This is a genomic window from Roseateles sp. GW821-FHT09H10 (assembly GCF_059415865.1).
Map to the genome: position 1 here is coordinate 1,570,508 of NZ_JBWKOB010000001.1, position 20,818 is coordinate 1,591,325.

The 20,818-nt window shown below is 68.9% G+C and carries 24 protein-coding genes and 2 tRNA genes; 10 read left to right on the forward strand and 16 right to left on the reverse strand.

What is annotated here, in order from left to right; genetic code table 11:
- Positions 1 to 6: 6 nt before the first annotated feature.
- Complete coding sequence (locus tag AC07OY_RS07355) at positions 7 to 309, reverse strand: c-type cytochrome (protein WP_495041861.1); 303 nt, start codon at positions 307 to 309, stop codon at positions 7 to 9.
- Positions 310 to 369: 60 nt separating this feature from the next.
- Between AC07OY_RS07355 and AC07OY_RS07360 the strand changes: the two genes are divergently transcribed.
- A complete protein-coding gene (locus AC07OY_RS07360; protein ID WP_495041862.1) occupies positions 370 to 630 on the forward strand; it encodes a TIGR04438 family Trp-rich protein in 261 nt (86 codons plus the stop codon).
- 144 nt (positions 631 to 774) lie between these two features.
- Here the strand turns inward: AC07OY_RS07360 and ilvD are convergent, their stop codons facing one another.
- A complete protein-coding gene (gene ilvD, locus AC07OY_RS07365; RefSeq protein WP_495041863.1) occupies positions 775 to 2,445 on the reverse strand; it encodes a dihydroxy-acid dehydratase in 1,671 nt (556 codons plus the stop codon).
- Positions 2,446 to 2,536: 91 nt separating this feature from the next.
- On the opposite strand from ilvD, the gene AC07OY_RS07370 reads away from it, so the two are divergent.
- The 6 genes from AC07OY_RS07370 to AC07OY_RS07395 all read left to right on the forward strand — a co-directional run bounded on the left by AC07OY_RS07370 (position 2,537) and on the right by AC07OY_RS07395 (position 6,247).
- Positions 2,537 to 3,391 carry a LysR family transcriptional regulator gene (locus tag AC07OY_RS07370; protein WP_495041864.1) on the forward strand — a complete coding sequence of 285 codons (855 nt, stop codon included), beginning with the start codon at positions 2,537 to 2,539 and terminating at the stop codon, positions 3,389 to 3,391.
- Between the two features lie 75 nt (positions 3,392 to 3,466).
- On the forward strand, positions 3,467 to 4,432 hold the full coding sequence (locus AC07OY_RS07375) for a tetratricopeptide repeat protein (protein ID WP_495041865.1): 966 nt from the start codon (positions 3,467 to 3,469) through the stop codon (positions 4,430 to 4,432).
- Between the two features lie 55 nt (positions 4,433 to 4,487).
- Complete coding sequence (lgt, locus tag AC07OY_RS07380) at positions 4,488 to 5,297, forward strand: prolipoprotein diacylglyceryl transferase (protein ID WP_495041866.1); 810 nt, start codon at positions 4,488 to 4,490, stop codon at positions 5,295 to 5,297.
- Complete coding sequence (gene dnaQ, locus AC07OY_RS07385; RefSeq protein WP_495041867.1) at positions 5,294 to 6,025, forward strand: DNA polymerase III subunit epsilon; 732 nt, start codon at positions 5,294 to 5,296, stop codon at positions 6,023 to 6,025. The genes lgt and dnaQ overlap by 4 nt, the downstream gene beginning before the upstream one ends.
- Before the next feature lie 33 nt (positions 6,026 to 6,058).
- Positions 6,059 to 6,133 (forward strand) — tRNA-Val (locus tag AC07OY_RS07390).
- Positions 6,134 to 6,172: 39 nt separating this feature from the next.
- Positions 6,173 to 6,247: transfer RNA gene (locus AC07OY_RS07395), tRNA-Val, on the forward strand.
- Between the two features lie 47 nt (positions 6,248 to 6,294).
- On the opposite strand, the gene AC07OY_RS07400 is transcribed toward AC07OY_RS07395, so the two are convergent.
- Genes AC07OY_RS07400 through mdcA form a run of 7 tightly spaced genes read right to left on the reverse strand, consistent with a single transcriptional unit; the run spans position 6,295 to position 12,211 of the window.
- The gene (locus tag AC07OY_RS07400; RefSeq protein WP_495041868.1) at positions 6,295 to 7,200 is read right to left on the reverse strand and encodes an ACP S-malonyltransferase; all 906 of its coding nucleotides are present in this window, start codon (positions 7,198 to 7,200) and stop codon (positions 6,295 to 6,297) included.
- The gene (locus AC07OY_RS07405) at positions 7,201 to 8,034 is read right to left on the reverse strand and encodes a triphosphoribosyl-dephospho-CoA synthase (RefSeq protein WP_495041869.1); all 834 of its coding nucleotides are present in this window, start codon (positions 8,032 to 8,034) and stop codon (positions 7,201 to 7,203) included.
- Positions 8,031 to 8,669: a malonate decarboxylase holo-[acyl-carrier-protein] synthase gene (gene mdcG / locus AC07OY_RS07410; RefSeq protein ID WP_495041870.1), complete on the reverse strand. Its 639-nt coding sequence runs from the start codon at positions 8,667 to 8,669 to the stop codon at positions 8,031 to 8,033. The genes AC07OY_RS07405 and mdcG overlap by 4 nt, the downstream gene beginning before the upstream one ends.
- Complete coding sequence (locus AC07OY_RS07415) at positions 8,659 to 9,360, reverse strand: biotin-independent malonate decarboxylase subunit gamma (protein WP_495041871.1); 702 nt, start codon at positions 9,358 to 9,360, stop codon at positions 8,659 to 8,661. Before AC07OY_RS07415 ends, mdcG begins: the two co-directional genes overlap by 11 nt.
- On the reverse strand, positions 9,360 to 10,226 hold the full coding sequence (locus AC07OY_RS07420; RefSeq protein WP_495041872.1) for a biotin-independent malonate decarboxylase subunit beta: 867 nt from the start codon (positions 10,224 to 10,226) through the stop codon (positions 9,360 to 9,362). The genes AC07OY_RS07415 and AC07OY_RS07420 overlap by 1 nt, the downstream gene beginning before the upstream one ends.
- The gene (gene mdcC, locus AC07OY_RS07425; RefSeq protein WP_495041873.1) at positions 10,223 to 10,540 is read right to left on the reverse strand and encodes a malonate decarboxylase acyl carrier protein; all 318 of its coding nucleotides are present in this window, start codon (positions 10,538 to 10,540) and stop codon (positions 10,223 to 10,225) included. Before mdcC ends, AC07OY_RS07420 begins: the two co-directional genes overlap by 4 nt.
- A 6-nt stretch (positions 10,541 to 10,546) precedes the next feature.
- Positions 10,547 to 12,211, reverse strand: coding sequence for a malonate decarboxylase subunit alpha (gene mdcA / locus AC07OY_RS07430; protein WP_495041874.1), 1,665 nt, complete (start codon positions 12,209 to 12,211; stop codon positions 10,547 to 10,549).
- Positions 12,212 to 12,407: 196 nt separating this feature from the next.
- Here mdcA and AC07OY_RS07435 point away from each other — a divergent pair, with 196 nt between their 5' ends.
- The gene (locus tag AC07OY_RS07435) at positions 12,408 to 13,358 is read left to right on the forward strand and encodes a Bug family tripartite tricarboxylate transporter substrate binding protein (protein ID WP_495041875.1); all 951 of its coding nucleotides are present in this window, start codon (positions 12,408 to 12,410) and stop codon (positions 13,356 to 13,358) included.
- Between the two features lie 61 nt (positions 13,359 to 13,419).
- Positions 13,420 to 13,668 carry a hypothetical protein gene (locus AC07OY_RS07440; protein WP_495041876.1) on the forward strand — a complete coding sequence of 83 codons (249 nt, stop codon included), beginning with the start codon at positions 13,420 to 13,422 and terminating at the stop codon, positions 13,666 to 13,668.
- A 10-nt stretch (positions 13,669 to 13,678) separates the two neighbouring features.
- Here AC07OY_RS07440 and AC07OY_RS07445 read toward each other — a convergent pair whose 3' ends face one another.
- The 4 genes from AC07OY_RS07445 to AC07OY_RS07460 all read right to left on the reverse strand — a co-directional run bounded on the left by AC07OY_RS07445 (position 13,679) and on the right by AC07OY_RS07460 (position 16,612).
- A complete protein-coding gene (locus AC07OY_RS07445) occupies positions 13,679 to 14,179 on the reverse strand; it encodes an endonuclease V (RefSeq protein WP_495041877.1) in 501 nt (166 codons plus the stop codon).
- Positions 14,180 to 14,213: 34 nt separating this feature from the next.
- Positions 14,214 to 15,146 carry a LysR substrate-binding domain-containing protein gene (locus tag AC07OY_RS07450; RefSeq protein ID WP_495041878.1) on the reverse strand — a complete coding sequence of 311 codons (933 nt, stop codon included), beginning with the start codon at positions 15,144 to 15,146 and terminating at the stop codon, positions 14,214 to 14,216.
- Between the two features lie 126 nt (positions 15,147 to 15,272).
- Positions 15,273 to 16,442 (reverse strand): PepSY-associated TM helix domain-containing protein, encoded by a 1,170-nt coding sequence (locus AC07OY_RS07455; protein ID WP_495041879.1) that lies wholly within the window; start codon positions 16,440 to 16,442, stop codon positions 15,273 to 15,275.
- The gene (locus AC07OY_RS07460) at positions 16,439 to 16,612 is read right to left on the reverse strand and encodes a hypothetical protein (RefSeq protein WP_495041880.1); all 174 of its coding nucleotides are present in this window, start codon (positions 16,610 to 16,612) and stop codon (positions 16,439 to 16,441) included. The genes AC07OY_RS07455 and AC07OY_RS07460 overlap by 4 nt, the downstream gene beginning before the upstream one ends.
- 170 nt (positions 16,613 to 16,782) lie before the next feature.
- On the opposite strand from AC07OY_RS07460, the gene AC07OY_RS07465 reads away from it, so the two are divergent.
- Positions 16,783 to 18,897, forward strand: a complete 2,115-nt coding sequence (locus AC07OY_RS07465; protein ID WP_495041881.1) for a TonB-dependent siderophore receptor — start codon at positions 16,783 to 16,785, stop codon at positions 18,895 to 18,897.
- Between the two features lie 25 nt (positions 18,898 to 18,922).
- Here the strand turns inward: AC07OY_RS07465 and AC07OY_RS07470 are convergent, their stop codons facing one another.
- The 3 genes from AC07OY_RS07470 to AC07OY_RS07480 are packed head-to-tail and all read right to left on the reverse strand — an operon-like array spanning position 18,923 to position 20,808.
- Complete coding sequence (locus AC07OY_RS07470) at positions 18,923 to 19,501, reverse strand: DUF4337 domain-containing protein (RefSeq protein ID WP_495041882.1); 579 nt, start codon at positions 19,499 to 19,501, stop codon at positions 18,923 to 18,925.
- Positions 19,502 to 19,507: 6 nt separating this feature from the next.
- The gene (locus AC07OY_RS07475) at positions 19,508 to 20,002 is read right to left on the reverse strand and encodes a dihydrofolate reductase (protein ID WP_495041883.1); all 495 of its coding nucleotides are present in this window, start codon (positions 20,000 to 20,002) and stop codon (positions 19,508 to 19,510) included.
- Positions 19,999 to 20,808 carry a thymidylate synthase gene (locus tag AC07OY_RS07480; protein WP_495041884.1) on the reverse strand — a complete coding sequence of 270 codons (810 nt, stop codon included), beginning with the start codon at positions 20,806 to 20,808 and terminating at the stop codon, positions 19,999 to 20,001. Before AC07OY_RS07480 ends, AC07OY_RS07475 begins: the two co-directional genes overlap by 4 nt.
- Positions 20,809 to 20,818 lie beyond the last annotated feature (10 nt).

The following is a 20,818-nucleotide window of genomic DNA, read 5'->3' on the forward strand; positions in this document are numbered from 1 at the left end:
CCGGCCTTACTTGACCGTCAGGATCCACTTGGCCAGGGTCTCGGCCTCGGCCGGGCTGACCTGGGTGTTGGCCGGCATGGGCACGGGGCCCCAGACGTCCTTGCTGCCCTTCTGGATCTTTTCGGCCAGCTTCTTGTAGGCATCCTTGTCCTTGGCGTACTTGGCGGCCACTTCCTTGTAGGCGGGGCCGACGAGCTTCTTGTCCAGGGCGTGGCAGGCCATGCAGTTCTTCTTCTGTGCCAGTTCCTGGCTGGCAAAGGCGGCGGGCGCGACGGCGACGGCGAAGCTGAGGATCAGGGCTTTCTTCATGCGAACCTTTCGGAGCGTTGGACTACAGTGTTTGCCAAAGATACCTGAAGGAGAAGCCGCATGGCGTTCGTGTTGTTGGGCGTACTGTTGCTGGTGCTGCGCCTGGGCGGCTGGGTGCAGTTCCACAAGGACGATTTCTGGGCCTGGATCATCGTGCTGTCGCCGTTCGCCCTGGCCATGGCCTGGTGGGCCTGGGCGGACTCCAGCGGCCTCACGCAGCGCAAGGCCATGAACTCCCTGGACGCCAAGAAGGAAGCCCGGCGCCAGCAGTTGATGGAAGGGCTGGGCCAGGCCAAGCCGGGCGAAAAGAAAAGGCGCTGACGAGCCCCTCGCCCAGTCACGCACCGCTGAACGCGGGCGTGCCTGGTCGGTCCCCCTGGGGGACGGCGATGCTCGCGGCGTTGAGCCGCTAGCACATCGCCAAAGCGGGCCGGCTAGGGAGCGGCCCGGCGCTCGGCCCGAAATTCAATCCAACACTGCGCCCGTGCTTGCGCTGGAGGCGTTCTTCGCGAACTTGGCCAGCACGCCGCGCGTGTAGCGAGGCGCCGGCTTGACCCAGGCCGAACGGCGCTTGGCGATTTCCTCGTCGCCGACGTTGAGGTTCAGCAGCAGCTGGTGGGCGTCGATGGTGATGGAGTCGCCTTCCTGAACCAGCGCAATGACGCCGCCCTCATAGGCCTCGGGTGCCACATGGCCGACCACCATGCCCCAGGTGCCGCCCGAGAAGCGGCCGTCGGTGATGAGGCCCACGCTCTCGCCCAGGCCCTGGCCGATCAGCGCGCCGGTGGGCGCCAGCATCTCCGGCATGCCCGGGCCGCCCTTGGGGCCGAGGTAGCGCAGCACCATGACGTCGCCGGCCTGGATCTTGCCGGCCAGGATGGCCGCCAGGGCCGACTGCTCGTCGTCGAAGACCCGCGCCGGGCCCGTGATGACGGGATTCTTCAGGCCGGTGATCTTGGCCACGCAGCCTTCCGGGCTCAGGTTGCCGCGCAGGATGGCCAGGTGGCCCTGCTCGTAGATGGGCTGGGCCACGGGGCGGATGACCTTTTGCTCGGGCGACAGCTCGGGCACCTCGGCCAGGTTCTCGGCCACGGTCTTGCCGGTGATGGTGATGCAGTCGCCATGCAGCAGGCCGGCCTTCAGCAGCTCCTTCATGACGGCCGGGATGCCGCCGGCCTTGTGCAGGTCCACCGCCAGGAACTGGCCGCTGGGCTTCAGGTCGCACAGCACCGGGATCTTCTTGCGCATGCGCTCGAAGTCGTCGATGGTCCATTCCACCTCGGCAGCATGGGCGATGGCCAGGAAGTGCAGCACGGCGTTGGTCGAGCCGCCGGTGGCCATGATGACGGCGACGGCGTTCTCGATGGCCTGCTTGGTGACGATGTCGCGCGGCTTCAGGTCGGCCTTGACGGCCTCGACGAGGTAGTTGGCCGCCTTCTTGGTGTTCTCGACCACCTCATCCTCGACATTGGACATGCTGGACGAGTAGGGCAGGCTCATGCCCAGGGCCTCGAAGGCCGAGCTCATGGTGTTGGCCGTGTACATGCCGCCGCAGGAGCCGCTGCCGGGGATGGCGCGCTTCTCGATCTGGCAGAAGTCTTCCTCGCTCATCTTGCCGGCGCTGAACTGGCCGACGGCCTCGAAGACGCTGACGATGTTGAGGTCCTGGCCCTTGTAGTGGCCGGGCTTGATGGTGCCGCCATAGATGTAGATGGCCGGCACATTGGCGCGCAGCATGCCCATCATGCCGCCGGGCATGTTCTTGTCGCAGCCGCCGATGACCATGACGCCGTCCAGCCACTGGCCGCCGACGCAGGTTTCCACGCAGTCCGAGATGACCTCGCGCGACACCAGGCTGTACTTCATGCCCTCGGTGCCCATGGCCATGCCGTCGGAGATGGTCGGCGTGCCGAACAGCTGGGCGTTGGCGCCCGCGGCCTTGAGGCCGATGACGGCTGCGTCGGCGAGCTTCTGCAGGCCGGAATTGCAGGGCGTGATGGTGGAGTGCCCGTTGGCGATGCCGATCATGGGCTTGCCGAAATCGGTCTCCTGGTAGCCCATGCCGTAGTACATGGAGCGGTTGGGGGCACGGGCGACGCCCTCGGTGATGTTCTTGCTACGGCGGTTGAAGCTCATGGCTGACTCCTGGAGAAGCCGGCAGTTTGGCGCGGCGGGCCAAGCTTTTCAAATATATTGTTCTCTCTGCATTGATATGCATGGTGAATCAATGATCGAGCTGCGCCCCCTCCAGCAATTCCTCGCCGTGGCCGAGCTGCTGCATTTCGGCCGCGCCGCCGAGCGCCTGCACATGAGCCAGCCGCCGCTGACCCAGGCCGTGCGCAAGCTGGAGGCCCAGCTCGGCGTGCAGCTGTTCGAGCGCAGCAGCCGCAGCGTGCGCCTGACGCCGGCGGGCGCCGCCCTGCAGGCCAGCGCGCAGAAGCTGCTGCACGACGCCGCCGCGCTGCCGGCCGAGGTGAGGGCGGTGGCCGAAGGCCTGGCCGGGCGGCTGCGCCTGGCCTTTGTGTCGACCGTGGGCTTTGGCGGCCTGCCGCAATGGCTGCGCTCCTTCCGCGAGGCCTGCCCGCAGGTGGCGCTGGCCCTGCGCGAGGCGACGCTTGACGTGCAGCTGCGCGAGTTCGAGGCCGGCAGCATCGATGCCGGCTTCGTCATCCACACACCCGGCGCCGCGCCGTCTGGCTTTCAGCGCCTGTCCATCGGCGTGGAGGCGCTCGTGCTGGCCCTGCCGAGCAGCGACGCGGCACCGACCGAGGACCAGTGCCGGGCGGCACCTCTGGTGATCTTCCCGCGCGAGGTCGCGCCCTCGCTGTACGACGCCATCCTGGCTCACCACGGCAGCGCAGGCGTGGCCCAGGAGGCCATCCAGATGCAGACCATCGTCAACCTCGTGTCGGCCGCCATCGGCGTGGCCTGGGTGCCGGCCAGCCTGCAGGGCCTGCAGCGCGCCGGCGTCAGCTATCGCGACATGCCGGGAGCGCCCCAGGTCGAGACCAGCCTGATCTGGCGCGCCGATGCGCCGCCTGTCGTCGCCCGCTTCGCCGAGCACGTGCGCGCCCATGCCTGAAGTCATGCGTGAAAACCCGCGTCGCCGCGAGTGCTGCTAGAACGTTGACGAATTCACATTCTGGAGACCCCCTGCATGACCCTTCGCCTGCTTCCCCTCGCCCTGACCCTGATGGCGGGCGCCGCCCAGGCCGAGCTGCTCAAGGACCCGCAATGGCAGGCCTGGCTGGACGCCGGCAAATCGGCCGAACTCGCGCGCGCGGCCCAGGCCAAGCCGGGTGATGACCAGTCCGCCATCGCCCTGGCCCTGGCCGCCGTGGAGGACAACGATGCGGCCCGCCTGGAGGCCGGCATTCCTGCCGTGCAGGCCTGTGCTGGCAAGAGCGCGGCCTGCGCCTATGCGCTGGGCCGCGTCTACGGTCAGCAGGCGATGACGGCCAGCGTCTTCAAGATGGCGGGCCTGGCCACCAAGACCAAGGAGCAGTTCGTCAAGGCCGTCGAGCTCGACCCGCAGCTCTTCGAGGCGCGCACCGGCCTGACCCAGTTCTATCTGATGGCTCCGGGCTTTGCCGGTGGCAGCACGGCCAAGGCCAAGGAGCTGGCGGCCGAGGTGCAGGCCCGCCAGCCGGAGCAGGCCAGGCTGCTGCGGGCCCTGGTGGCCATGAATGACAAGGACTGGGCCGGCGCCGAGCGCGAACTGGGCGGCGCGAAGGCGGGCGACGACCGCGCCCTGCAGCGCGAGCTGCGCGGCGCCTGGACGCGCGTCGGCTTCGAGCACATGGAGCAGAAGAACCACGCCAAGGCGCGAGGCGTGTTCGAGGCGCTGCAGCGCGACTACCCGGCGCATGCGGCCGGCCCCTACGGCCTGGGCCGCACTGCCCTGGAGCAGGGCCAGGCCGACGAAGCCATCAAGGCGCTGGAGCGTTCCCGCACGCTGGAAGGCGCCGAGCGCCTGCCCATCGACCACCGCCTGGGACAGGCGCTGATCGCCAAGGGCGACAAGGCGGCGGCCAAGACCGCCCTGGAGCGCTTCGTGCAGAACAAGCGCGCCAACCCCAAGAACGTCGAGGACGCGAAGAAGCTGCTGGCCGGCCTGGCCTGACGGGGCGGGGAAGGGCGCTGGCTATGATGCCGGCCGCTCTTCTTCCCTGCGAGCCATGCTGGTTCATCCTCAGTTCGACCCCATCGCCATCCACATTGGCTCCGGGGGCATCCATTGGTATGGCATCACCTACCTGATCGCCTTCGGCCTCTTTCTGTGGCTGGCCACGCTGCGCGCGCGCATGCCCCAGCATGCCGCTGTCGGCTGGGTCAAGCGGGACGTCGATGACGTGCTCTTCTACGGCGTGCTGGGCGTCGTGCTTGGCGGGCGGCTGGGCTATTGCTTCTTCTACAAGCCCGCCTACTACCTGCAGCACCTGACCGAGGTCATTCGCGTCTGGGATGGCGGCATGTCCTTCCACGGCGGCCTGCTGGGCGTGCTGTTCGGCCTGTGGTGGTTCGGGCGCCGCCGCGGGCGCAGCTTCTTCGAGGTGTCCGACCTGGTCGCGCCTTGCGTGCCGACGGGCATCATGGCCGTGCGCCTGGGCAACTTCGTCAATGGCGAGCTGTGGGGCCGGCCGGCTTCGGCGGACCTGCCCTGGGCCATGGTCTTTCCCCAGGCCAAGGACGGCGGCATCGCCCGCCACCCGTCACAGCTCTATCAGGCGGCCGGCGAAGGCTTGCTGCTCTTCATCATCCTGTGGTTCTACGCCCGCAAGCCGCGCGCGACCGGCCAGATCTCCGGCGTCTTCATGATGGGCTATGGCCTGCTGCGCTTCCTGGCGGAATACTTCCGCGAGCCAGATGACTTCCTCGGCCTGCGCGCGCTGAACTGGAGCCAGGGCCAGTGGCTGAGCCTGCCGATGATCATTGCCGGCGCGGTGATCTTCGCCTGGGCGACCAAGCGCAACGCGAGACCGGCATGAGACAGATCTTCTTCGACACCGAAACCACCGGCCTGGAGGCCGACAAGGGCGACCGCGTCATCGAGATCGGCTGCGTGGAGATGGTCAACCGCCAGCTCACCGGCAACCACCTGCACCTCTACATCAACCCCGAGCGGGCCAGCCATGAGGATGCGCTGCGGGTGCACGGCCTGACCGAACAGTTCCTGTCGGACAAGCCCAAGTTCGCCGAGATCGCCGACCGGTTCCTGGGCTTCGTCGCCGGCGCCGAACTCGTCATCCACAATGCCCCTTTCGACATCGGCTTCATCAACGCCGAGCTCAAGCGCCTCAAGCGCGGCGTGTTGACCGACCATGTCGGCGGCGTGCGCGACACCCTGCTGATGGCGCGCGACCTCTTCCCCGGCAAGGCCAATTCGCTGGATGCGCTGTGCCGCCGCCTGGAGGTCGACAACACCAAGCGCGTGCTGCACGGCGCGCTGCTGGACGCCGAGCTGCTGGCCGATGTCTACATCCGCCTGACGCGCGGCCAGGACGCGCTGCTGATGGACGACCATGGCGACAGCAGCGGCGGCGACAGCCATGCCACGGTGGAGGCCGTGGACCTGAGCCGCTTCGCGCTGCCCGTGCTGCGCGCCAGCGAGGCCGAGGCGGCCGCCCATGCCAAGCTGCTGACCGACCTCGACAAGGCGGCCGGCGGCGCCTGCCAGTGGCGAAAGATCGAGCCGGCTCCCGAAGCCGTGGCATAATCACGGGTTCCCGGAAACGGGTCCGTTTTTCCAGGGCGGTTAGCTCAGCGGTAGAGCACTGCCTTCACACGGCAGGGGTCGCAGGTTCGAACCCTGCACCGCCCACCAAGCCTTGCTTGGAACCTGGATAACGGCCACCGAACACCCGGGCGGTTAGCTCAGCGGTAGAGCACTGCCTTCACACGGCAGGGGTCGCAGGTTCGAACCCTGCACCGCCCACCAAAACACAAACCCGGCCTTGGCCGGGTTTGCTGTTTCTGGCCCCGCCGTCAGTCGAGCTGGCTCCTGACCCATGCGCACACGCCTTGCGGCCCCTGGAACTCGTCGATGGAGCGCGCCGGAACGCCGGGATGACGCTCCCGCCACATGCCCGCCAGCGCGTTGCCGGGCCCGACTTCCAGCACGCAACGAATATTGCGCTCGGCGATGCTGTCCATGCAGTCGCCCCACCGAACCGTGCTGGCGATCTGGCCGGCCAGGGCTGCGGCCAGCGCTGCCGGGCTGCGGAGGGTGGTGCCGGTGAAGTTGCAGACCAGGGCGGTGCGGGGCGGGCGCAGATCCAGCATGGCGAGGTGTTGGGCGAGAGCCTTCGCTGCCGCTGCCATGGCCGGCGTGTGCGAGGCGATGGCCACGGGCAGGCGCGTGCATTTCAGGCCGGTGGCCGACCACTTGGCGGCACGGTCTTGCAACTCGGCAACCCTGCCGCCGACGATGATGCGCTCGGCGCTGATGTGGATGGCGATGGGCAGGGAAGCTTCGGCCAGGCGCAACGCATTCGGGCCCTGCAGGGCGAGCAGGCCCGTCTGCTGGCCTGCCACGCTGTCGCTCATGGCCTCGGCGCGCATGGCGGACAGATCCAGGGCCGTGGCGACGTCGAAGACGCCCGCTGCGGCGAAGGCGGCCAGCTCGCCGACGCTGTAGCCGGCGATCACTGTGGGCGGGGGCAGATGCGCCGCCAGCGCTTGCCAGGCGGCCAGGCAGACGCCCGTCAACAGCGGCTGGGCTACGCGGTTGGCGTGCAGCCATGCTGCATCGGCAAGCCTGTCGCGCCAATCCCGGCCGAGGTGCCGATCCAGGGCCTCCAGGGCGGCGCCGGCTTCGGGCTGGCTCCGCAGCCACGGCAGCATCTGCGGATGCTGGGCACCCTGCCCGGGAAAAAGCAGGGCCAGACCCATTCAGCCGCAGACGCGTTCCAGCCAGCAGGCGGCGGCCAGGGTGTCGGCCGCGCCACCGGCTGACAGGCGGCGGCGCACGAACTCGGCGCCGATGGCTCGGGCGGCGTCGAGGCCTCGGGCGGCCCCGCCGGCGGCCAGGAAGCCTCGCGCGGCTGCTTGCGCAAAACGCAGTGCTTCGAGGCCGCCGCGGTGAGCGAGGTTGCTGTCGTCCAGCACGGCCATGACGGTGAACAAGGTGTCGACCCGGGCCGCTGCTGTTGGCAGGCCGCGCGAGCGAGCCTCGCGCAAGGCGGGCAGGGCGGTTTCGAACAGCGTGGGAAAGCCCAGCGCCGCCTCGGCCGACGCGCTGCGCAGCTGGAAGCGGCGCGCGGCCAGCCCGCCCGGCAGCGTGGGCGGGCGCTGCGCACGGGCGGCGAGCGCCGCGCCCCAGCGCGCCAGCAGCGTCTGCCGGACCAGCGCCGGCGCGGGCGCGCGGCCCAGCGCACCCGCGGAGGCGCACAGAAGGCCGAGCATGAAGATGGCGCCGCGATGGGTGTTGACACCCCCGGTGGCGGCCAGCATGCGCGCTTCGGCGGCAATGCCGCATTGCTCCAGCGCCTCGAAGGGCGCGCCGGCCGCGCCCAGTTCGGCAATGCGTACGAAATAGCTGCGCAGCGCGAACAGGCTGCGCATGAAGGTGTGCGCGTCCATGTCGTCATGGCTGCCGCGGTCGGTCAGCGTGACAAGGCCGGGCTTGGGCGACAGTGCCAGCTCGTCGTAGAGCGCCAGCGTCGCAGCGCGGCCGATCTCGCGCGGTGTTGGCGCGGCTGCCACGCGCGCAAGGCAGGCCCTCATGCGGGCACCTCCATCGATGCACCATGCAGACGCTTGACCAGCAGGGCCTGGGCGCGGCCGCTGCGCCAGGCCAGCCATTCGCGCCAGGCGACGGCCGCGCCGTCGTCGAAGACGAGCTCGCCGTCGAGGCGGGGGGAGGGCGAGGCGATGGCGTCCAGCGCTGCCGCCACCGTGTCGGCCTGCTCGAGGCCGGTGACGCCGATCCAGAGATCCAGGTCGGAGCCTTCCCGCACATGCTGCAGCCCGGTCAGGTGCTGCCAGCCGTGGCTGCCGTAGACGCGGCCCGTTGCCCCGCAGGCCCGCAAGGCCAGGGCCAACTCGCGGGCGCCGGGTGACGGTGGAGCCGCCAGCTGCTCCAGGCGCGGGAATTCGCCGAAGGACTGGATCTCGTGCCGCGCCACGCGCAGCGCGAGGCGGCGATGGCGCCAGCGCTGCGGAGCGCACAGGCCCAGCGCAATGCCGTCTTCATCGGGGTGCTGGCTCGTGACGACCAGGGGCAGGCCTTGCCCGGCCCAATGGCTCAGGCAGTCGCGCGCCTCGTCATCCCAGTCGCGATCCAGCAGGCGCTGCCAGCCATTCGCCGTGACGCGCGCGATCTGGTGGCGGTGCAGGTCGCCCATGGCCTCAGGCGGCATCCAGCACGCGTTGAATGATGCCGGCCGCCAGGCGCCGCCCGCCACGCGCGGCGCCATCCTCGGCACGCCGGTCTTCGGTCGGCGCGTCGGCCAGGGCCTCGCGCAGGGCCTGGGCCAGGTCGCCCTGCCAGAGCCGGCGCACGCCGCCCATGGCGACGTAGTTGCCGACACCTGGTGCGAACACCGGATTGGACTCGGACAGCTGGGCCAGCAAGGCCTCGGGCAGCTTGGTGACGCGGGCCATGGCCGGCAGGCGCATGACGCGGATCTCGGCCTCGGGCAGGGCGTCGCAGGCGTCGGCGATGAGGCCGGAGGTGATGAAGCCGCCGGACAGGGCCTGGTCGTAGACGAGGCCCAGCACGCGATGGCCGCGCCGGCGCGCGAGGTCGATGCACAGGCCGAGGTGGGCCATGGCGCGGTTGATGCCCAGCAGCTCGTCGCGGCGGCGCAGCTGCTGGCCCTGGGTGTCGATCAGCAGCAGCAGGGCGCGGCCGGGATGGCGGGCCAGGGTGTCGAGCACGAGGCGGGCCTGGGCCAGGGCCAGCTGCACGCCGATGGACGCGTGGCCGGTGGTGCCGATGACGGCCAGCGGCGTGCCGTCGAACTCGACCATGCCGTGCAGCAGGTCGCCCTCGCGCATGAGGCCGTGGCCGGCACCGAAGAGCTGGTTTGCAAGCGTCTGCCAGTCCATCAGCGGGCTCCCAGGGCCAGCACGCCGGCCACGTCGAGATCGGGCACGCGGGCCGCATCGGGCACGCCTTGCGTGGTCCACAGCGCGATGGCCTCGGCGCAGTCGAAGGCCAGGCGCGCGGCGAGCCTGGCGTGCTCCTGCTCCAGCGCCTCGAGCGTGACGGGGCGGGCCGCGTCCAGCGCCGCGATGGCGGCGGCGCGGAAGGCGGCCACGTCGTCCTCCACCAGCGTGTCGCAGTCGCCCGTCAGCCAGCGGTGCTTGCCACCGGTGGTGCGCCACACCAGCGCCCGGTCGCGCGAATCGAACTCCTCGACGCCGTGCGAAGCCTCGATGACCTCGGGGCCGGACATGGCCAGCCGCCCGAGGTCGCTCATGACGATGTGGTCGGCGCAGCGGGCGACGATACCCATGCCGCCGAAACAGCCGTTGGCGCCGCCGATCAGCAAGATGACGGGGACGCCGGCGGCGCGCACGTCCAGCAGGGCGCGCATGACCTCGGAGACGGCGATCAGGCCGGCATTGGCCTCGTGCAGGCGCACGCCACCCGACTCGGCCAGCAGCAGCACGGCCTTGGGCTTGTCGCGCAGGGCGCGCCTGAACAGGCCGACGAGCTTGGCGCCATGCACCTCGCCGACGCCGCCGCCCATGAACTCGCCTTCCTGGGCCGCGACAAAGACCTCGTGGCCGGCCAGCGTCGCGCGGCCGATCGCGACGCCGTCGTCGAAGGCCGCGGGCAGGCCGAGCTGGGCCAGATGGGGGCTGGTCAGGCGCTGGGCCGGTGGCAGCCATTCATGAAAGCTGCCGGCATCCACGACCAGGCCCAGGCGCTCGCGGGCCGAGCATTCGGCATAGGAGAGGGTCGTCATGGCTTCAGCTCCTGGGCGGCCTGGTCCAGCCGCAGGCTCACCACCGCGGGCGTGGCACCCATGTCGTGGATGGACAGCTGCACGCCGGCGAGCTGGTGGCGCTGGTGGAAGTCGCGCGCGACGGCGGCCCAGATGGCAGCGAAGCCGCGCGCCGAGGTTTCGATGTGGATGAGGCAGTCGGTGCCGGGCGCCGGCTCCAGCAGCACTTCGAGATTGCCGGAGCCGACGACGCCGACCAGCACGGGCGTGAAGGCGCCGGCCGGCCGCGTGCCGGCGAAGGCGTAGTCCAGGGTCTCAAGTCCGGGTGCATTCATGCTAGGTCACCAGTTGCGGAAACGCTTGGGCGGCGCGTACAGGCCGCCCGAGGCGCGTACGAGGTCGCGCATGCTGCGTGCGGCCAGCAGATTGCGCGTCGCGTCGCGCGGGGCTATGCCGAGGTCGGCGGGCCGCTGGATGACGCCGCGGTCGCGCAGGTTCTCCACCATGCGCACATCGCGCGCCAGGCCCACGGCCGTGTAGCCGGCCACGCCGCGGATGGCCTGTTCGCGTTCCTCGTCGCTGCGGCACAGCAGCAGGTTGGCGATGCCTTCCTCGGTCAGGATGTGGCTCACGTCCTCGCCATAGATCATGATGGGCGGCAGGGCCATGCCGGCCTGCTGCTGCAGCGTCCACGCATCGAGGCGTTCGACAAAAGCCGGCTGCATGTGCTCGCGGAAGGTCTCCACCATCTGCACGACCAGCTTCTGGCCGCGCGGCGTGCCGGTGGCGCCTTGGCGGCCCCGGCGGGCCTGTTCACCCGCCTTCAGCCAGGCGGGGCTGGCGTGGCGGCGGCCGCGCGCGTCGGCGCCCATGTTGGGCGCGCCGCCAAAGCCGGCGATGCGCCCCAGCGTGGCGGTGGAGGAATTGCCCTGCAGGTCGATCTGCAGCGTGGAGCCGATGAAGAGATCGCAGGCGTAGTGGCCAGCGGCCTGGCAGAAGGCACGGTTGCTGCGCAGGCTGCCGTCGGCGCCGGTGAAGAACACGTCGGACCTGGCGCGGATGTAGTCCTCCATGCCCAGCTCGGAGCCGAAGGAATGGACGGACTCGACCCAGCCGGCTTCGATGGCGGGGATCAGCGCCGGGTGCGGGTTCAGGGCCCAGTGCCGGCAGATCTTGCCCTTGAGGCCGAGCGATTCGCCATAGGTGGGCAGCAGCAGCTCGATGGCCGCCGTGTCGAAACCGATGCCGTGGTTGAGACGCTGCACGCCGTACTCGGCATAGATGCCCTTGATGGCCATCATGGCCATCAGCACCTGGACCTCGCTGATCTGCGCGGGGTCGCGCGTGAACAGCGGCTCGATGAGATTGGGCCTGGGTGCCTGGACGACGAAGTCCACCCAGTCGGCGGGGATGTCGATGCGCGGCAGGGTGTCGACGATCTCGTTGACCTGGGCGATGACGATGCCGCCCGAGAAGGCCGTGGCCTCGACGATGGCCGGCGTGTCCTCGGTGTTGGGGCCGGTGTAGAGATTGCCTTGCCGGTCCGCCGCGTGCGCAGCCACCAGCGCGACCTTGGGTGTCAGGTCGACGAAGTAGCGGGCGAAGAGTTCCAGATAGGTATGGATGGCGCCGATCTGGATGCCGCCGCTCGACACCAGCTTGGCCAGGCGTGCGCCCTGCGGCCCGGAGAAGCTGAAGTCCAGGCGCTTGGCGATGCCGCTCTCGAACACGTCCAGGTGCTCCGGCAGGGCCAGCACCGACTGCACCATGTGCAGGCCGTGCACGCGCTGCGGGTCGACCTGGGTCAGGGATTGCGCCAGGAAGTCGGCCTGCTTCTGGTTGTTGCCCTCCAGGCAGACGCGGTCGCCGGGTTGCAGCACGGCCTCCAGCAGCGCCACGGCGGCGTCGGTGGCGACATGCCGGCCCTGCACGCCGGCCAGGCCGGCGGCTCGCGAGAGGCGCTCGCGGCGCTGGCGGTCGCGCTGGTTCCAGGCGGGGGCGTTCATCCGGTTCTCCTGCGTTGACGGCTGGAGTGTGGGAGCACCACCGCGGTTGATCAATCAACTTCGCCGACCGACGTTTACGCCGGCCGCAAACATCGGCCGCTGAACGTTCCGCTTTGCGTAAGCGTTTGGCGAAGGGGCTGATTGATCCTGCGCTGGCCGTGCACTTACCGTGCGCCCCACAAAACAGGAGACATCGATGAAACGCCGCACCGTTTTGCCCGCGCTGCTCACCCCTTGGCTGGCCCAAGCCCAAGGCAGCAAGCCGCAGACCTGGATCGTCCCTTTTCCCGCCGGCGGCGGCACGGATGCATTTGCGCGCCCGCTGACGGCGGCGCTGACACGCCAGCTGGGCCGCCAGGTGATCATCGACAACAAGGGCGGTGCCGGCGGTACGGTGGGCGCCGCGGTCGCGGCCAGGCTGGCGCCGGACGGCAGCAACTTCTTCATGGGCGCCGTGCACCATGCGATCGCGCCGTCCATGTACCCGCGGCTGGACTATCGGCTGGAAGAGGACTTCATCCCCGTGGCCCTGCTGGCCAGCGTGCCCCAGGTCATCGTCGTCCACCCCGGCCAGTTGCCGGTCAGTGACCTGAAGGGCCTGCTGGCGGCGGTGCGCGCCAAGCCCGGCAGGCTCAACTACGGCTCGGCCGGCAACGGCACTTCCCACCATCTCGCGGGCGAGCTGTTCAAGCTGCAGACCAAGACCTTCATCACCCATATCCCGTACAGGGGCGCCGGGCCGGCCCTGCAGGATCTGGTGGCGGGGCAGGTCGAGCTGATGTTCGATGGCCTGGGCTCATCGGCCACCCATATCAAGTCGGGCCGGATCAGGGCCATCGCCGTGGCCGGCAGCAAGCGTGCCGTCGGCTTTCCCGATGTGCCGACCGCCGCCGAGGCCGGCGTGCCGGGCTACGAGGTGTCGACCTGGTACGGCCTGTGGGCGCCCAAGGGCACGCCACGCGAGGCGATCGCGGGCCTGCAGGCCGAGCTGCGCACGGCCTTCGCCAGCGAGGAGATCCGCAAGATCTGGAACGGGCTGGGGGCGGACACGCCCAATGTCTACGGCGACGCCTTCGGCCAGATGGTGGCGGCGGAGACCAAGCGCTGGGCCGAGGTCGTCAAGCGCTCCGGGGCCAAGCTGGATTGAGTCGGCGCCGCCGAAAGGCCGGGTTCAAGACTATGCTGGTTGCACACCAAGGAGAGCCTACGTGCACCAAAACACGCTCCAACCCGCCTTCCTGAATTCGCTGATGACGGCCGGCGCCAATCTCGAGCTGTCCTACAACGACCTGGCGCCGCATGCCAATGAGAGGATGACCGCCGCGCTGGCGCTCGCCAAGCACGCCAGGGAAACGCAGCGGCAGCTCAGGTTCATCGGCATCAGCGCCGGCACCTCGGGCATCAAGCATCTGGCCGAGGAAGGTGAGGGCTACGTCACCTTCTCGCTGGTGTACTGACGCGGCGGCTTCAGTCCCCGTGCTTCGCCAGGCGAAGCGCGAGCTTCATCAGCGTGGGGACCACTTTCCTGCCGTGCATCGCGCGCAGGCGCGCCTTGGCCGAGCCGATGTCGATGCCCGCGCAGGTCACGATCAGCGGTTTCGCCTCCTCCTCCCGCATGACCTCGAACTGCGCCGGCAAGCCTGGCCGGTTCGTCTTCGAGATGCCGATGACGGGTGTCGTGCCACCCAGGGCCTGAAACAGGTGCCGGCCCAGGCCGGGCGTCTCGGCCACGTCGAGATGGACGAAACCGTCGATGAGGATGAGCTCGGGTTCAAGCTTGTGCTCCCGCAGCAGCTGCATCAGGCAGGGCAGCTCGCGCAGATCCAGCTCGCCGCGCGCGGCCTTCTCGACATGGGCGATGTGCGAGGTGTAGGTCTGCGTCGCTTCCGGCGCATCCCAAGCCTCGAAGGCGACGGCGGCGGCTTGGGCCTGAGCTCCGTCGAACTGAACGGCGATTGCGAGTTTCATGCGGGATTCTGGCCCGCCATGCGCGCGCCGGACCTCATTCCGGGCTCGCAGCCGCCTGCAGCTCCGCCGAATGGCTGCGGCAGGCCGCCAGCAGCGACAACAGATTGGGGTCGCGCTCGCGCGTGCGCAGGAAGCACACGCTGATCTTCTGGCGCATCTGGAAGCGCGCCTGCAGCGGCACGAGAACCACGTTGCGCGGCAGCACGCCGCGGATGCGGCCCGGCAGCAGCGTGCAGCCGATGCCGCCGCCAACGAGGTTCATCAGCGAGAAGATGTCGTTGGTGGTCATGACGACGTTGGGCTCGAAGCCTGCCATGCGGAAGGCGTCGACGAAGCGGTCGTGGGTCACATAGCCTTCGTTCAGCGACACGAAGCGCTCGTCGGCGCACGCGCCGAGGTCGATCTCCTGCTGCCGTGCATGCGGCGACTGCGCCGGTGCCGCGAAGAAGATGTCGTCCTCGAACAGCAGCTGCAATTCGACGTCGCCGGCGCCCTCGGGATGGCCCATGACGGTGGCATCCAGGCTGCCCTCGCGCAGCTTGCGCAGCAGGTCGTTGTTGGAGCCCAGCACCAGTTCGGTCTGGATGTCGGGCTTGCGCAGTCGCAGGCCCATGATGAGGGCGGGCACGGTAACGCTGGTCAGCGAGTACAGCGAGCCGATGCGGATGCGGTCGGCGGCATAGCCCGCGATCTCGCGCGTGGCGCGGATGCCGTGCGACATGGTCTGCAGCACCTCGCGAGCGACGTCGGCCAACGCGTGAGCGGCGTCATTGGGCTGCAGGTTGCGGCCCTCCAGCCGGAACAGGCTGCAGCGCGTGCCGGTTTCCAGCGAATGCAGGGCTCGGTGCACGCTGACCGCGCTGATGCCCAGCCGCTCCGCGGCGCGCGCCAGGTTCCCGCTCTCCAGGAAGGCGAGCAGGATCTCGAGCTTGCGGAAGGTGATCTCTTCGTCGATGCGGTTGAGCATGGCGGGGCCATCGTAGCGATGCTTGCCCGGGTCCTCAGCTCGTGAAGGGAACGAAGGCGAACACCGCCACGACCGCCGCGATGACGACGGCCCATTCCACGACGCCACGCCAGCCCGGGTCGCGCATCACCGGCCGGCGCGTGCCGTCGCCGTGGCAATGCCGGCGGCGCCTGTGGAAGCGGGCGTCTCGACGATGACGACCTGGCGGCGCTTCTTCAGCCACAGATAGAGGCCGCTGCCCAGCACGATGAGGGTCGCGATGTCGAGCAGGGTCCAGATGATCTTCATCGGCATGCCGCCGTAGTCGCCGAAGTGCAGGGGCTGGGACACCAGCAGGGCGGTCAGGTACCAGGGCAGCTCGGGAGCCACGGTCACCGCGGCGCTACGGGCGTCCACCAGCACCGGCTGCAGCAGCTTGGACGTCAGCGGCGTGTTGCCCTTCATGAAGTAGGTGACGTGATGGGGGCTGGAGAAGGCCGTGCCGGGGAAGGCGATGAAGCTCAGCTTCTTGTCCGGCAGATGGGACTGGGCCGCGGCCAGCGTGCGCTGCAGCGGCGCCCGCTCGGCCTCGGGCACCAGGGGCTGGCCCTTGTAGGGCGCGAGCAGGGCGCTGAGCTGGTCGTACTGCCAGTTCTTGATGAGCAGGTCGGCCCAGGTGTTGATGACGCCGGTGGCACCCACGACCAGGGCCCACACCAGCGTGACGATGCCCAGCAGGTTGTGCAGGTCCAGCCAGCGCGTGCGCGGGCCGCTGGCCTGGCGCACGGTGCCGAAGTCGAGCTTGCGCATGAAAGGCGCGTAGAGCACCACGCCCGACACGATGGCGATGACCAGCAGCAGGCCCATGAAGCCCAGGAAGAGCTTGCCGGGCAGGCCGGCGAAGAGGTCGACGTGCAGCCTCAGCATCCAGTACATGAAGCCCTCGTCGAAGCGCGGCTCGGCCAGCACCTGGGCGCTGCGGCCGTCCACGGCCACCGAGCGGTAGTCGTCGGTGGGATCGGGCGTGGGCGTCAGCGTGACGTACCAGAGGCGGGCGTCCTCCTCGTCGGGCGACACGTACTGCACGACGCGCTCGGGATGGCGGGCGCGGCCGGCGGCCACCACGGCATCCAGCGTCGCCAGCTCGGCCTTGGCCTGAGGCTGCGGCAGGTCGACGGCCTTGCCGGTGAGGTGGGCGATCTCGTGCGCAAAGATCAGCGGCAGGCCGGTCAGGCACAGCAGCAGCATGAAGACGGTGCAGACCAGGCTGCTCCATTTGTGCAGCCAGGCCCAGATGCGCAGGGAGCGCGCCGTCATGTGGGCCTCCGCAGGCTGTGGCGGGTGGCGATCAGCAAGGGCAGGCCCAGGGCGAACCAGGACCAGCCGTCGCCCCAGCCGTCGGAGACGAGGGCGCTGAGGAGGCCGGTGGTGGTGAGGGCGCCCAGCGCCACGGGCCAGGCCCAGACGCGGCGGAAATGAGTGGACATGGGATCTCCTGCGGTCGCACGTCGCTGGAGGCCGCGACGTCGAATAGTCTGATTTTATGCCAATCTAGATACGAATCATTCGCATTTGTATTTATGATGACGGCGTTTTCAACCCCAATCGGGATGCGACACCGCCCGCGCCGGTGTACCGCGCCCTCCCAGGTCTTCCCATGCAGAACAAATTCTTGATGAGCGCCTGCGCCGCCGCGGCCTGCGCCGTGGTGGGCGACGCTATCGCCCAAGCTCAGACCCAGGCCCAGCCCCAGCAGATCGAGTCCGTCGTCATCACCGGCAAGCGGGCCAACCGCGTCTCCAAGGGCGCCACCGGCCTGCCGATGGAGCTGAAGGAGACGCCCCAGACCATCAGCACGCTGGACCGGGAAGACATGGCCAACTTCGGCCTGACGGGCAGCAACGAGGCCCTGTCGCTGGCCACCGGCATCAACGTCGAGCAGTACGAGACCAACCGCGCCACCTTCAATTCGCGCGGCTTCGAGATCCAGCTGACCCAGGTCGACGGCCTGGGCATGACCAACTCCTACGGCACCGTCGTGGGCCGCGAGGACACCTTCCTGTTCGAGCGCATCGAGCTGATCCGCGGCGCCAACGGCCTGCTGACCGGCGTGGGCAATGCGTCGGGCACGATCAACTACATCCGCAAGCGCCCCACCAACCAGGACGGCGGCGAGTTCAACGTGACGCTCGGCTCCTATGGCCAGAAGCGCGCCGCCCTGGACTACAACAAGGTGCTCAGCCAGGACGGCTCCTGGGCCGGCCGCCTGGTGGTCGCCCATGAAGACAAGGACTCCTATCTGCGCGACCTGCACGACAAGCGCACGTCCCTCTACGGCGTGGTGGACGGCCAGATCGGCGAGAACGGCGTGCTGACGGTGGGCATCACCGCCGTCGACGCCAAGCAGGACTCGCCGATGTGGGGCTCGCTGACGCTGCTGCGCTCCGACGGCAGCCAGGCCGACTTCCCGGTGGGTTCCTCCACGTCGCAGAAGTGGACCTACTGGAACACCAGGTCCTACAACGCCTTCGTCGAGTACGCCCACTGCCTGGGCGAGGGCTGGGAGGCCAAGCTGACCTACAACAGCCGCCACGGCGACGAATCGACGCGCCTGCTCTATGCCTACTCGCAGACCGGCGTGCTCAAGCCCGACAACACCGGCCTGGTGGGCTGGCCCTACCGCAGCGAGAGCGACGCGGACCACCGCGTGCTGGATGCCAATGTCAGCGGCGAGTTCTCCGCCTTCGGCCGCAAGCACAGCCTGCTGGTGGGCCTGAGCCAGTCGAAGGAAACGACGTCGGCCGACATCTTCCCGGTGCAGAACCACATGCTGGATCCGCTGCCCGCCTTCCCTTATGGCGGCGACGCCTACGCCGAGCCGACCTGGGGCGCGCGTGAGCCGAGCCGCAAGGGCGAGCAGACGCTGACGCGCCTGTACGCCGCCTCTCAGATCGGCCTCACCGACGCGCTCAAGGGCATCGTCGGCGTGAATGCCGTCAAGCTCGAGCGCAGCGGCGCGTCCATCTACGGCAACGTCGCCACCAACACCGCCTATCCCGACACCCAGGAGGTCAGCCCCTATGTCGGCCTGACCTATGCCTTCACGCCCGACCTGATCGGCTATGTCTCCTACTCGGACATCTTCCAGAACCAGGACCAGACCGACAAGAAGGGCGAGTACCTCGCGCCGATGAAGGGCGTGAATGCCGAGGCCGGCGTGAAGGCCGAGTGGCTGAACAAGGGCCTGCTGACCACCTTCGCCGTGTTCACGGCCAAGCAGCAGGGCCTGGCGACCTATGGCGGCGTCATCAGCGGCACCGGCAGCAATCTCGACGGCCAGTACTGGTACGAAGGCAAGGACGTGAAGTCCAAGGGCTTCGAGCTGGAGGCGACCGGCCGCATCGGCAAGGACACCAGGCTGACCGCCGGCTACACCCATCTGAACCTGACCGGGCCGGATGGCAAGGGCATCTACGAATGGGTGCCCCGCAACACCGTCAACTTCCGCGTCGACAGCCGCCTGGCTGCGCTGCCGGCGCTGCGCCTGGGCGTGGGTGGCCGCTGGCAGTCCGATGTGAGCAAACTCGGCAGCGCGACGCAGAAGGCCTATGCCGTGGTCAATGCCTTCGCCGCGTATGAGCTGACGCCGGCCGCCACGCTGCGCCTGAACGTCAACAACCTGTTCGACAAGAAGGCCATCGGCGGCCTGGCCTATGGCGCCATCTACAACGCGCCGCGCAATGTCGCGCTGTCGCTGAGCTACAAGCTCTGAGGGGGAAGGCGCCGCTGGCGCCGCGTCAGATGTGCGCGGCCGCCAGGCCGCCGAGGACGAGGCCGATGCCACCGGCGGCGATCGTGGCCCATTCCATCCAGCGGCGCTTGGTCAGCAGCGTGATGGCCGCCAGTGCGATCGAGATCTGCAGGGCCGTCGTCGCCTGCGCCCAGCGGTGGTGCAGATGCATCTGCTCGGCGCTCAGGTCCTCGAAATGCTTGGACTCCGCGTCCAGCTTCTCGGCGTTGGCCTTGATCTCGTTCTTCTCCTTCTCGTAGCGCGCCATCTTGTCGCGGTACTTGGCCTTCTGTTCCTCGCTGCTGCTCAGCTCCAGGGCCAGCTCGGACAGGTTCTGCTTGCTGCTCTTGGCCTGGAAGAAGGCCCACTGATTGCTGGCCTCGGTCTTCTTGATGGCCGCGTCGTTCTTGTACAGGGCCGCATTCACCTGCGTCACGCCGCCGGTGTAGGAGAAGAAGGCGCCGACGGTGGCCAGGATGGCCGTGATGACGGCCAGCTTGCCGGCAAAGCCCTTGGGCTCGTGCTGGGCGGCATGCTCGAGCTCGTGCTCATGAGGGCCGTGGACGTGGAAGCCTTTTCCGGACATCTGGTTCTATTCCTTGCGTAGGTAGTCGACGAAATCGAAGCGCTGGCCGGTGGCGCTGGTGTGTGAGCTGCGGTCGGCCTCGGTGTAGTGCTCGCGCGGCCAGGCCGGGAAATGCCGGTCCGCATCAGGGAAGGCGGCGTCCACCTCGGTCAGCGCCAGCCGGTCAGCCTGCGGCAAGGCCAGGGCATAGATGTCGCTGCCGCCGATGACGCAGACCTCGGCCTCGGCCGCGCAGGCGGCAAGGGCCGCGTCCAGGCTGGCGAAGACCTCGGCGCCGGGCAGTTCGCTCACCGAGCGGCTGACGACCACGTTGCGCCGCCCGGGCAGGGGGCGGAATCTGGCCGGGATCGAATCCCAGGTCTTGCGGCCCATGACGACAGGCTTGCCGGCCGTCACCGCCTTGAAGCGCGCCATGTCCTCGGGCAGGTGCCAGAGCAGGGCGTTGTCGCGCCCGATGGCGCCGTCGCGGGCAACGGCCGCGACGAGAGTGATCCTGCTCATACCGCCACCGGTGCCTTGATGGCCGGATGCGGGTCGTAGCCGCTGAGCTCGAAGTCCTCGTAGGCGTAGTCGAAGATCGAAGCCGGCCGGCGCTTGATGGTCATGGTCGGGTAGGCGCGCGGCTCGCGGGCCAGCTGGGTCTGCACCTGCTCGACGTGGTTGTCGTAGATGTGGCAGTCGCCGCCCGTCCAGATGAAGTCGCCCAGCTGCAGATCGCATTGCTGGGCCAACATCATGGTCAGCAGGGCATATGACGCGATGTTGAAGGGCACGCCGAGGAAGATGTCGGCGCTGCGCTGGTAGAGCTGGCAACTGAGCTTGCCTTCGGCCACATAGAACTGGAAGAAGGCGTGGCAGGGCATCAGCGCCATCTGGGGCAGGTCGGCCACGTTCCAGGCGCTCACGATGATGCGGCGCGAGTCCGGGTTGGACTTCAGCGTCTTGACCACGTCGGCGATCTGGTCGATGTGGCCGCCGTCCGGCTTGGGCCAGGAGCGCCATTGCACGCCGTAGACGGGGCCGAGGTCGCCGTCGGGGCGGGCCCACTCGTCCCAGATCGTCACGCCGCGCTCCTGCAGCCATTTGACGTTGCCGTCGCCGCGAAGGAACCACAGCAGTTCCAGCACGATGGACTTCAGGTGCACCTTCTTGGTCGTGACCAGCGGGAAGCCCTGGGCCAGGTCGAAGCGCATCTGGTGGCCGAACACGCTGCGCGTGCCGGTGCCGGTGCGGTCGCTTTTCTGCACGCCATGCTCGAAAACATGGCGCATGAAGTCTTCGTATTGCTGAGGGGGGCGCTGGCTCATGGCCGCATTG

Coding starts and splice junctions, on each gene's coding strand:
- AC07OY_RS07355 (WP_495041861.1), bottom strand. CDS start 309: ATGAAGAAAGCCCTGATCCTCAGCTTCGCCGTCGCCGTCGCGCCCGCC.
- AC07OY_RS07360 (WP_495041862.1), top strand. CDS start 370: ATGGCGTTCGTGTTGTTGGGCGTACTGTTGCTGGTGCTGCGCCTGGGC.
- ilvD (WP_495041863.1), bottom strand. CDS start 2,445: ATGAGCTTCAACCGCCGTAGCAAGAACATCACCGAGGGCGTCGCCCGT.
- AC07OY_RS07370 (WP_495041864.1), top strand. CDS start 2,537: ATGATCGAGCTGCGCCCCCTCCAGCAATTCCTCGCCGTGGCCGAGCTG.
- AC07OY_RS07375 (WP_495041865.1), top strand. CDS start 3,467: ATGACCCTTCGCCTGCTTCCCCTCGCCCTGACCCTGATGGCGGGCGCC.
- lgt (WP_495041866.1), top strand. CDS start 4,488: ATGCTGGTTCATCCTCAGTTCGACCCCATCGCCATCCACATTGGCTCC.
- dnaQ (WP_495041867.1), top strand. CDS start 5,294: ATGAGACAGATCTTCTTCGACACCGAAACCACCGGCCTGGAGGCCGAC.
- AC07OY_RS07400 (WP_495041868.1), bottom strand. CDS start 7,200: ATGGGTCTGGCCCTGCTTTTTCCCGGGCAGGGTGCCCAGCATCCGCAG.
- AC07OY_RS07405 (WP_495041869.1), bottom strand. CDS start 8,034: ATGAGGGCCTGCCTTGCGCGCGTGGCAGCCGCGCCAACACCGCGCGAG.
- mdcG (WP_495041870.1), bottom strand. CDS start 8,669: ATGCCGCCTGAGGCCATGGGCGACCTGCACCGCCACCAGATCGCGCGC.
- AC07OY_RS07415 (WP_495041871.1), bottom strand. CDS start 9,360: ATGGACTGGCAGACGCTTGCAAACCAGCTCTTCGGTGCCGGCCACGGC.
- AC07OY_RS07420 (WP_495041872.1), bottom strand. CDS start 10,226: ATGACGACCCTCTCCTATGCCGAATGCTCGGCCCGCGAGCGCCTGGGC.
- mdcC (WP_495041873.1), bottom strand. CDS start 10,540: ATGAATGCACCCGGACTTGAGACCCTGGACTACGCCTTCGCCGGCACG.
- mdcA (WP_495041874.1), bottom strand. CDS start 12,211: ATGAACGCCCCCGCCTGGAACCAGCGCGACCGCCAGCGCCGCGAGCGC.
- AC07OY_RS07435 (WP_495041875.1), top strand. CDS start 12,408: ATGAAACGCCGCACCGTTTTGCCCGCGCTGCTCACCCCTTGGCTGGCC.
- AC07OY_RS07445 (WP_495041877.1), bottom strand. CDS start 14,179: ATGAAACTCGCAATCGCCGTTCAGTTCGACGGAGCTCAGGCCCAAGCC.
- AC07OY_RS07450 (WP_495041878.1), bottom strand. CDS start 15,146: ATGCTCAACCGCATCGACGAAGAGATCACCTTCCGCAAGCTCGAGATC.
- AC07OY_RS07455 (WP_495041879.1), bottom strand. CDS start 16,442: ATGACGGCGCGCTCCCTGCGCATCTGGGCCTGGCTGCACAAATGGAGC.
- AC07OY_RS07460 (WP_495041880.1), bottom strand. CDS start 16,612: ATGTCCACTCATTTCCGCCGCGTCTGGGCCTGGCCCGTGGCGCTGGGC.
- AC07OY_RS07465 (WP_495041881.1), top strand. CDS start 16,783: ATGCAGAACAAATTCTTGATGAGCGCCTGCGCCGCCGCGGCCTGCGCC.
- AC07OY_RS07470 (WP_495041882.1), bottom strand. CDS start 19,501: ATGTCCGGAAAAGGCTTCCACGTCCACGGCCCTCATGAGCACGAGCTC.
- AC07OY_RS07475 (WP_495041883.1), bottom strand. CDS start 20,002: ATGAGCAGGATCACTCTCGTCGCGGCCGTTGCCCGCGACGGCGCCATC.
- AC07OY_RS07480 (WP_495041884.1), bottom strand. CDS start 20,808: ATGAGCCAGCGCCCCCCTCAGCAATACGAAGACTTCATGCGCCATGTT.